The 9,644-nt window shown below is 58.7% G+C and carries 10 protein-coding genes; 6 read left to right on the top strand and 4 right to left on the bottom strand.

Annotation, left to right across the window (positions count from 1 at the left end):
• Positions 1-275: integrase core domain-containing protein (locus tag EU800_RS25220; RefSeq protein WP_165354846.1), on the top strand; the 275-nt coding region annotated here is incomplete at its 5' end.
• Between the two features lie 214 nt (positions 276-489).
• Here the strand turns inward: EU800_RS25220 and EU800_RS25215 are convergent.
• The 4 genes from EU800_RS25215 to EU800_RS25200 form a co-directional block, all read right to left on the bottom strand.
• Complete coding sequence (locus EU800_RS25215) at positions 490-813, bottom strand: DUF1476 domain-containing protein (protein WP_129636232.1); 324 nt, start codon at positions 811-813, stop codon at positions 490-492.
• 201 nt (positions 814-1,014) lie between these two features.
• Positions 1,015-2,652, bottom strand: a complete 1,638-nt coding sequence (gene groL / locus EU800_RS25210) for a chaperonin GroEL (RefSeq protein ID WP_129636231.1) — start codon at positions 2,650-2,652, stop codon at positions 1,015-1,017.
• A gap of 37 nt (positions 2,653-2,689) precedes the next feature.
• Positions 2,690-3,001: a co-chaperone GroES gene (locus EU800_RS25205; protein WP_129636230.1), complete on the bottom strand. Its 312-nt coding sequence runs from the start codon at positions 2,999-3,001 to the stop codon at positions 2,690-2,692.
• Positions 3,002-3,229: 228 nt separating this feature from the next.
• Positions 3,230-3,490: an Hsp20/alpha crystallin family protein gene (locus tag EU800_RS25200; protein WP_129636229.1), complete on the bottom strand. Its 261-nt coding sequence runs from the start codon at positions 3,488-3,490 to the stop codon at positions 3,230-3,232.
• A gap of 341 nt (positions 3,491-3,831) precedes the next feature.
• Here EU800_RS25200 and EU800_RS25195 point away from each other — a divergent pair, with 341 nt between their 5' ends.
• From EU800_RS25195 to EU800_RS25175, 5 genes are all read left to right on the top strand, one after another.
• Positions 3,832-4,527, top strand: coding sequence for a hypothetical protein (locus tag EU800_RS25195; protein ID WP_129636228.1), 696 nt, complete (start codon positions 3,832-3,834; stop codon positions 4,525-4,527).
• Positions 4,528-4,628: 101 nt separating this feature from the next.
• Positions 4,629-4,880 (top strand): AlpA family transcriptional regulator, encoded by a 252-nt coding sequence (locus tag EU800_RS25190; protein WP_207210011.1) that lies wholly within the window; start codon positions 4,629-4,631, stop codon positions 4,878-4,880.
• A 1-nt stretch (position 4,881) separates the two neighbouring features.
• Entirely contained in the window at positions 4,882-5,286 is a 405-nt protein-coding gene (locus tag EU800_RS25185; protein WP_129636227.1) for a hypothetical protein, read from the top strand.
• Positions 5,287-5,636: 350 nt separating this feature from the next.
• Entirely contained in the window at positions 5,637-8,357 is a 2,721-nt protein-coding gene (locus EU800_RS25180; RefSeq protein ID WP_129636226.1) for a VapE domain-containing protein, read from the top strand.
• Between the two features lie 698 nt (positions 8,358-9,055).
• Positions 9,056-9,484: a hypothetical protein gene (locus EU800_RS25175; RefSeq protein ID WP_129636225.1), complete on the top strand. Its 429-nt coding sequence runs from the start codon at positions 9,056-9,058 to the stop codon at positions 9,482-9,484.
• Positions 9,485-9,644: the final 160 nt, after the last annotated feature.

The raw sequence follows: 9,644 nt of genomic DNA, 5'->3' as shown, positions 1-9,644 counted from the left end.
ATCGCCTGACCAAGCCCAACCATCCATGGACCAACGGCCAGGTCGAGCGAATGAACCGGACAATCAAGGACGCGACCGTCAAACGCTTCCACTACGACAGCCACGATCAGCTGCGCGCGCACCTCGCGGATTACATGGCTGCGTACAACTTCGCCCGAAGGCTCAAGACCCTCAGCGGTCTCACGCCATACGAATACATCTGCAAGGTCTCGACTTCAGAGCCCGACAGATTCATCGTCAATCCGATCCACCAGATGCCGGGACTGAACACCTAGGGATGAGGAAAGGGCCGCCGCTGGTATTCCGCGGTTCAGGGAGGAGGACGACCCGCTGGAAACTCGCCTTACCGTTTACGCCAAAACAGACAATATGCTGCGGTGCAGCAATCCCCATCGTGACGCAAAGCTGGAATGACTATGGCGTATAGCTCGCCGGAATAGTCACCACTTCAAAGCGGCCGAATATGTCTCCAGTTAAGCCAGAAATTCTTCAGCGGCTTCCCGACTCGTCGGCAAGTTGTGCCTTTGCAACGTCGAGACAAGCGGCGCGCTTCGACCGAATTTCGTCGGTTGTCGTCTTGTCGCCAAGATCGCCCGCAACCTTACGGATCACGTCTTCATCTCCCGGCTCTTCGAAGTCCGACTTGATTACTTCCTTCGCGTAGGCTTCTGCTTCCTCACCCGTCTTGCCCATCAGCTCTGCCGCCCAAAGCCCCAAAAGCTTGTTGGCCCGCGCCTCTACTCGAAACTGCATGTCGGCGTCGTGGGCAAATTTCTTCTCGAAGGCATTCTTCCGGTCGTCAAAAGTGGCCATTGGACCTCCCGTAGCTCTATGGATTCGCCCATGAGATATGAGTGCCCGTCAACGCCGTCTCAAGGCTCTGCGGCTGATGATCTGAGTTGAGCGAGCAACCTGACAGGGTCTGGCCAAGAACCAATTTGCTCCACAACCCACATTTTGATCGCAAGGAACAAAGAAAAAGGGGGCCGAGGCCCCCTCTTCCTCAAGCCAATGTTACATCATGTCGTCCATGCCGGGCATGCTGGCGCCTGCTCCCAAAGTTGACTTGGGCTTGGGCTTGTCGGCTACCATCGCTTCGGTGGTGATCAGCAGGCCGGCCACGGAGGCTGCGTCTTCAAGTGCTGTGCGGACAACCTTTGCCGGGTCGATCACGCCGAATTTGAAGAGGTCGCCGTATTCCTCGGTCTGAGCGTTGAAGCCAAACGTCGGGTCGTTGCTCTCCCGGATCTTGCCGGCCACAACGGAACCATCGACCCCTGCGTTTTCCGCGATCTGGCGAAGTGGGGCCTCGAGCGCCTTCAGGACGATGCTGATGCCGGCATTCTGGTCGGCATTCGCGCCTGTCAGCCCGGACACCGCCTTGGCAGCCTGCAGAAGGGCGACACCGCCGCCGACCACGATACCTTCCTGAACCGCAGCACGGGTTGCATTGAGAGCGTCGTCGACGCGGTCTTTGCGCTCCTTGACTTCGATCTCGGTCATGCCGCCGACGCGGATGACAGCAACGCCACCAGCGAGCTTGGCAAGGCGCTCCTGCAGCTTCTCACGGTCATAGTCCGAGGTGGTTTCTTCGATCTGCTGCTTGATCTGCTTGCAGCGAGCCTCGATCTCAGCCTTCTCACCATGACCTTCAACGATCGTCGTCTCGTCCTTGGTCAGCGAGATCCGCTTGGCGGACCCAAGCATATCGACCGTGACGTTCTCGAGCTTCATGCCGAGATCTTCCGAGATTACCTGGCCCCCGGTCAGGATCGCGATATCCTGAAGCATGGCCTTGCGCCGATCACCGAAGCCCGGGGCCTTTACGGCCGCGATCTTCAGGCCGCCGCGCAGTTTGTTGACAACGAGCGTGGCCAGAGCCTCGCCCTCAACGTCCTCGGCAACAATCAGGAGTGGCTTGCCCGACTGGATGACAGTTTCGAGGAGCGGCACCATCGGCTGCAGAGAGGTCAGCTTCTTCTCGTGCAGCAGGACGTAGGCGTCCTCGAGTTCCGAGGTCATCTTTTCGACATTGGTCACGAAATAGGGCGAGAGGTAGCCGCGGTCGAATTGCATGCCCTCGACGACCTCGGTCTCGGTCTCCAGGCCCTTGTTCTCCTCGACGGTGATGACACCCTCATTGCCGACCTTCTTCATCGCGTCGGCGATCTGCCGACCGATTTCGACTTCGCCGTTGGCGGAAACGGTTCCGACCTGAGCGATCTCGTCGCTGTCCTTCACGTCGCGGGCGGCGGTCTTGATCTCCTCGATGACCTTGGCAACAGCAAGATCGATACCGCGCTTGAGATCCATCGGATTTATGCCGGCCGAGACAAACTTCAGGCCTTCACGGACTATGGCCTGGGCCAGCACGGTCGCAGTGGTTGTGCCGTCACCGGCTTCGTCGCTGGTGCGGGAGGCCACTTCCTTCACCATCTGGGCGCCCATGTTCTCGAACTTGTCCTCAAGCTCGATCTCCTTGGCCACTGTCACGCCGTCCTTGGTGATGCGCGGGGCACCAAACGACTTCTCAAGCACCACATTGCGGCCTTTCGGGCCGAGGGTCACCTTGACCGCGTCGGCAAGGATATTGACGCCATTCAGCATTCTCTGGCGCGCGTCGGATTGAAACTTCACGTCCTTTGCAGCCATCTGGCTTGTTCCTCCTCTGTTTGCTTGAATTCTCGGATCAGGCAGCTTTGGCGACAGACGCGTCGGCGATGATCCCCAGGATATCGCTTTCCTTCATGATCAGCAGGTCCTCGCCTTCGAGCTTGATCTCGGTGCCAGACCATTTCCCGAACAGGATCCGGTCGCCCTCCTTAACCGACATCGGGATCAGCTCGCCATTGTCCTTGCGAGCGCCTTCGCCGCAGGCGATGACGATGCCTTCGCCCGGTTTCTCTTTTGCGGTGTCGGGAATGATCAGACCGCCAGAAGTTTTCTCATCGCTTGCGATGCGACGAACCAAAACCCTGTCGTGTAGCGGTGTGAATGCCATGTTGCACGCTCCTCCATCTGCGTTGCGAAGGTTTGGCACTCACGGATTGCGAGTGCCGATGTTCGGGAAATTGGAAACGACTCAAGCCTTGTCAAGATCTCTCCCGCAAGAAATCCTCACTTCTCTATTCTGCTGAAAATAGATTACATATCAGTCGGTTGTCGGCTCGCGATTTCTCTTCTCGCAAGAGGGGGCGCGCCATAGCACTTTGGCGCACGACCGTACAGATCATTCAGTCTGGGCGTGGCGAACGAGAGGGGAAGGGCTGCCCTTCCCTTCCCGACAAACATAAGCGGGCTTGACTTCGATCCGCTTGAGCTTGGCCTGGGCCTCTTCTGTCTTCGGCACTTTGACCGTCAACACACCGTTCTTGAACGACGCCCCGGCCATGTCGCTGTCGACACCCGGAGGTAGCGGAACGGTCCGATAGACCGTTATCATAGAAATCCGGAAATTTTCCAAGTCATGGCCGCCATGAGCATTCTGCATGCCATTCGATCAGAAACTCCTCGGGTCTCTTACCGTTTATATCTTTGTAGGGGGAGAATCTTCGCCACCGTCGCGATGGAGTCCGGCGTTCTCGAGGAAATCGTGAGCAGGCTACTTCAAGGCCGCCGGGTATGCTTCAACGTGAACCGGAAACGCTATAAACTGTCGATTGACGACCTTCGACCGGCGATGGACACCGCATGTACGCTATTGCAACACCGGACAAAGCGTGGACCATTCCGCCCAGAACCTTGATGTCCTTCAGACGGAGCCGAATCTGAAAGGGAGGAGCAAGGTGCTTCAACAATTAGGAGTGGAACCTCATTGAAAGGAACCGACCAGTGAAGATTATGGCAGCAGGTCATGAAGCCGACTCATGGCAACCGTGTTCAATGCAGAAACTTCGCGATGTGGGGTTGGCGGATGCCGTGGATTTTGCTGCCCGAGAACTCTTGAATCACGACCTGATCGGGATCACCGAGAACGGACGCGAGTGGACGCGCCTGTGGTATGAACTGTCTTTAAAGAGAGTGTCGGGTTCCGACGGTCCAATTGAAATCACAGAATCGTCTGCCGAAAAGCTCATCAGTGCAGCACAAGCATCCGCCCATGCCCACGACCTGATGATGGAAGTGATCCGGTCGCGATTGGAAAATGGTGCGGCCCTTCCCATTTCACTGGGTGTGCTGGTCAATGAACAATTGGAAGGCACACGAAAGCTCACGCGCCCCAAACAGACCGACCGAACAGACCCAAAGGTCTGGGCTCGCAACTTCATGCTCAACTATGTAGCCGGTCTGCTCGCTACCTTTTTCGATCTGGATATTGAACGTGGCAAAGAAACCATGGCGATCGCAGCCAGCGATGTTCTTTTTTACGCCTTGGAGCGAAATGGAGCCCCCCTGAACCTGGGAACGATCCAAAACATCCTTTTTCACGAAGAGCATGAAAAAGCTCCAGAAAACCAACTGGCAAAGGACGTTAGAGTGATCAGATCACTCATTCTTGAGGCTGTTCTGGACGACTTTCCAAGCTGATACATATCCAATTGCGGTTTTCTCGCATGTCCGCGTGTATGCGAATTTCGTGAGAATGGTGGATACTCACAGGCAAAGGAATCAACGCCTGGAGACAGCAAATGAAAACTATCCAACAATACTCAGAGCACCCGGGGACGGCGAACCGACCGACCGATCCGGGCGGTGAATATCTGCGCCCGGTCGCAGCTGCCGAATACACCGGCCTGTCGACTTCGATGCTTGCCAAACTTCGTATGCGCGTCAATCGCAGTGATGGCCCGGACTTCATCAAGGTTTCGGGTTGCGTTCTATATCGGCGGACTGACCTCGATAATTGGTTGCGTGGTCACGTCGTCGCAGGGGAGGTGTGATGTGAGCAATTCCCGTACAAACCCCGTTCCTTGGATGGCACGATGGAAGGACTTCGAGTACGAGGTCGAAGATGTTGGCGATATTGCTGTCATGCGTGATCGGCTCTTCGACGCCGGCCCATTCGTTCTTTCTGAAACTGTTTGCGCCACGCAAGTGCAATTGATGGCTGCTGGATGGAAATTTGAGTGTGCTGAAGCCATCGCAAAGTGCGAGTATTTCGCTCGCGAATTGATTCTTCGCCGTGCAGATCCATCCCTCGCGTTCTTTGCTCACGTGGACTTTGAGCATATTACGGACGGCGAAATGCGCCTGATTGCTCCGTCGCCGTTCAAGCGTAAGGTCGTGTTCTCCGGTCCGCTTTCTGAGATTGACGCTCTCGCAAGGGACGACTGGGATTGGAGATAGCAGATGGGCAGGACCGTTCGGGGTTGGCCCCAGTTGCCAAATACGAGCCCGATCAGGGAGCGTCCAATGGCAGACGGACCGACTGAACTCTGATCCGCGAACCTTGTAACTCTGCCCCGCAACCTTTCGGACAGCGCTCCCCGCCGCAGTTGAAGTGGCCGTTCCCAGTGCCGCCGGAAGGGAGCGCAGTCTCGAATTGTGCGTCGGCACAACGGTCCAGAAATCTGTTCAAGCACGAAAACAATATCATGCCCGAGCAACACGAAATGGAAGACCACCCGATCACTATCTCGGCAGGGGCACCAGCCGCAGCTGCGGACCTGAGAAGTAGCACATCCAGGGTGGAGCACATGACGAGTCGGACTGACATCGACAAGCACCGCATCGACATTGCCATTGGTGCTGGCTCGGGCATGAACATGTCCAAGGTGAAGAACAAGAACGTCGCCGTGGGGAAGCTCCGCGAGCGCCTGTTCACGCCAAAGGTCGATGAGCACATCACCCTGGGCGCGTATCTTAACCTCCCGAAGGAGGAACGGAACGCGCTCAAGGCGGCTGCCGGAAACTGGACGGCGGCGAAATACAAGAGCAACCGCCGCAAGGGCACCGATCTCGTCGGGCGCTCCTGCGTCGCGCATGACATCGACCACGCGACCCCGGAACAGCTTGACTTCATCCTGGACGGCCTCGCCGAGGTGAACCGCTGGGAACTGGCGATGCACACCTCTCGGTCGCACGTCCCGGAGAACCAACGTTGGCGACTTGTGATCTTCTGCAACCGCCTGATGACGCCGGAGGAGGCCAACGCCGTATACCGGCTGACGACGCTCTACCTCTGCGAGGAGCCGGAAGACGGGATCGAGATGATCGACCCCCAGGGCCTCAAGCCCAACCAAACGATGTTCTGGCCGTCGGTCTCCAAGGGGCAGGAGTTCAGGACCCACCACAACCCCGCCGTCCTGCTCGATGTGGACGAGTTCCTTTCCGAGCACCCCGGCTGGGAGGACATCGAAAGCCTCCCCTACCGTGAGGACGAACAGCACAAGGGAATCTCCGATCCGAACAACCGGATGGAGGACCCGCGCGAGAAGCTGGCACCCATCGGCCCCTTCTGCCGGGCCTACACCGTCGAGGACGTGATCTCGGAGTTCATCCCGGAGGTCTACGAGCCGGACGGCAACTCCTCCGGGCGCTACCGCTTCGGCGGCGCTGGCGGGGCCTCCGGTGCCATCGTCTACGACAGCGGCCTGTTCCTACACAGCCACCACGCCAACGACCCGGCCGAGGGGCTGCACAACGCCTTCAACCTCGCCCGCATCCACCTCTACGGCCACCTGGACGACCAAGTGCGGTCGGACACGTCGCCCACGAGCTTGCCCAGCTACAAGGCGATGGTGAAGTGGGCCAACTCGCTCCCGGAGGTCATGGCCGAGCAGTTCGCCGGTCACGACGACATGTTGGACGACATGGACGAGGACGAGGACGAGGGCGAGGCGGAAGCCGGGGACGACGCCCGTGATCTCCTCGGTGATGAGCTTGACGACTTGGACGAGGGCGAGGAGTCCACGAAGTCGGAGAAGACCAAGGACAAGAAGTCGAAGGAGTGGTTGACCCACCTCCGCCGCCGGAAATCCGGTGAGATCGACAACGTGCTGAACAACGCCGCCCTGATCTGCATGAATGACCGGCGGATCGCGCCGTGCATCGGCTACAACGAGTTCACCCACGACCCGGTGTGCTTCAAGCCGATCAAAGCGCCGAAGATTCCAACGCCGTCCCCCGTGGTCCCCAAGCGTGACCGGAAGCGGGGCCGCCGTTGGGAAGACCGGGACGACGCCTCGATTGCCATGATCGCCTCCGGCAACGCCGAGCGGAACGGCTACGAGATCGACTTCCCCGATCACGTCATCCAGAAGGCCGTGCTGGTGGCCGGGGCCGAGAACCCGATCAACCCGGTGAAGGACGACATCGAGAACTGCTGGAAGAAGTGGAAGGCCGCCGGTAGCCCGTCCGGGCTTCTCGACACCTACACCATCAAATACCTCGGGGTGCCGGACACGCCGTTCCATCGTTTGACCGGCGCGCTGTTCATCCTGGGTTCGGTGGCCCGCACCTATGAGCCGGGCTGCAAATACGACACCATGCCGGTGATCGAGGGCCTGACCGGCTCCGGTAAATCGACCTTCTACCAGGAAATCTTTCTGGAGGAGTTCGTCACCGAGTTGAAGTCCGGCCTGGACGACACGGGCCGCCTGATCGAGCAGACCCGGGCTTTCCGGGCGGTCGAACTCGCCGAGATGACCGCCGCGAAGAAGGTCGACTCCAACACGCTCAAGATGCAGCTATCGTCGGCCCGGGACGTTCACCGGCTCGCCTATGGCAAGCGGGAGCAGGAATACGACCGGCAGTTCCTTTTCGTCGGCACCTCGAACGATGACGACTACCTGACCGACCCGACCTCCACCCGCCGCTTCTGGGTGTGGAAGACTCCCAAGAACATGTTCAACATGATCGACCGGGACGGCCTCCGGGCGGAGCGGCATCTGATCTGGGGCGAAGCCTACCAGCGGTATCTCGACATGCGGAAGGCCCAGCCGACCGGCTCCCTGAACCTCGACATCCAGGACCCGGACATCATGCGCGAGCGCGACGCCATCGCCGAGAAGTCGCGTCGTCGGACGGCTGCGGAGGAGATCGCCACCGTGATCGAGGAGTGGCTGGACAAGCCCGAGCGGGCCTGCGACGTGATGCTCGACGCGGACGGCATGACGCTCAAGAAATACGAGAGCGACGAGACGCTGATGCTCCGCAACATGGTCACCGCGAAGGACGCCTACCTCGCCCTTCGGCTTGAGGAGGTCCTGGCCCCCTACAGGAACGCGGACGTGCGGACCTACGGCAAGGCGCTGGCCCTCGTCCGGGGTTGGCGCAACATCGGGAAGGTCCGGCGGCACGGGCTGGGCGTGCCTACCGTGTGGTTCGTTCGCGGCGAGGACGGGCCTCTCTGGGTTCCGTTTGAGGGCAGCGACGACGAGGACGACGAGGGCGACGAGGACGATTTGCTCGCGTGACAGACTCCGAATCCACCGCGTTCCACAAGACAGTGAAACCCCGCCGAAAGGTGGGGTTTTCGTTTTCTGGCATGTTCCACAAATCGTTGAGGCGGGCAGACGGGCCAGCTTGCCGGTTTTTGGCCCGGAACCCCGGAGTGTTCCATTTGGGGTGCCGATCTGATGGAACAGAGGAATCCGTTCGGAATCAGTGGGTTACTAGGCGGGTGTTCCGCTGTTCCATTAACCTCCCTATATGTTTCAAATTGAGAAGGGTCTACGGTCATTTGGGCCTGCTTACCGGGGCGTTTTTAGGTTACCCCTTTTCAAATCATCCCATACCCGAGAAACTAATGGAACAATGGAACAGAAGACGGTTTTCCCGTTTAACTATAATGGGTTAGGGGTGTTCCATTAACCGGAAAAACTAATGGAACGCAATGGAACAATGGAACACCCAGGAGAAGGGATGTCCCCTCAACGGCTGTGTGAATCGGGTTTTGGCGGAATCCAAATCCCCGTTCCCCCGGCATCTTGGGGGAGGGCGATCCTGCGCGCATCTAAACTATACGGTTCAGTTTAATAAGGGCTTCCTGGGGTCCGGGTAGCGCCGAAATCCCGGCTGAACTTGAACGAAACTCATAATATCATGGGGTGTGCTATAGTGTTCCTCAAAAACTCTCGAATACGGTGCTCTGCGCCCCCCGTGGGAGAACAAAATGCCTAGCAAGGACCCAGAGCGGACGTGTCAAAGGAGAACGAAGCGCGACAAATCGAACTTGGCGAAGTCCAGCGGCAGGGAAACCTATCGAACCGTTTCAGTGGACCTTGGTCAAGGTGATCAGGTCGGTGTCGTGGAGGCCCGGAAGATGCCCGGTCTTTTCGAAGGGTTCGGATGGCGCGACGTGCAGCGGGGTCAGGAAGCGATCGATGGCAAGGAGCTCAGGTATTCCGATCAAACTGGTGAGGATTGGGCGGGGCACGCGATAGCCGACGTCTTGGGGCTGGATAGCAGCACCGATCGGCGCCGGGTCAGGAAGATCATCGAAGCTTGGATCGCGTCCGGGGCTCTCGAGAAGATCCCGAAGAAGCTTCCCAACGGGAAGACGTGCCCGATCCTGGAGGTGGGGAAATGGGCGTGCGCCTGACGCCCCCCCCCCCACCCCCCTCTATAAAGATAGAGTGAGAACGGCAGTGGAATAGTCGACCACGGTAGCGGCGGGGATGTTTCTCGCTGCGGGCGGAGCAAAAGTCGCCCAGTATCGGCCCTTTCTGTTCTGATTTCAGGGGGGCGGGAGCATTTTCACC

This window comes from Tropicimonas sp. IMCC6043 (genome assembly GCF_004146235.1).
In the GTDB taxonomy this organism is placed as follows: Bacteria; Pseudomonadota; Alphaproteobacteria; order Rhodobacterales; family Rhodobacteraceae; genus Tropicimonas.
Note: the sequence above shows the minus strand (reverse complement) of the source record. Positions and strands in the feature narration are given on the sequence as shown.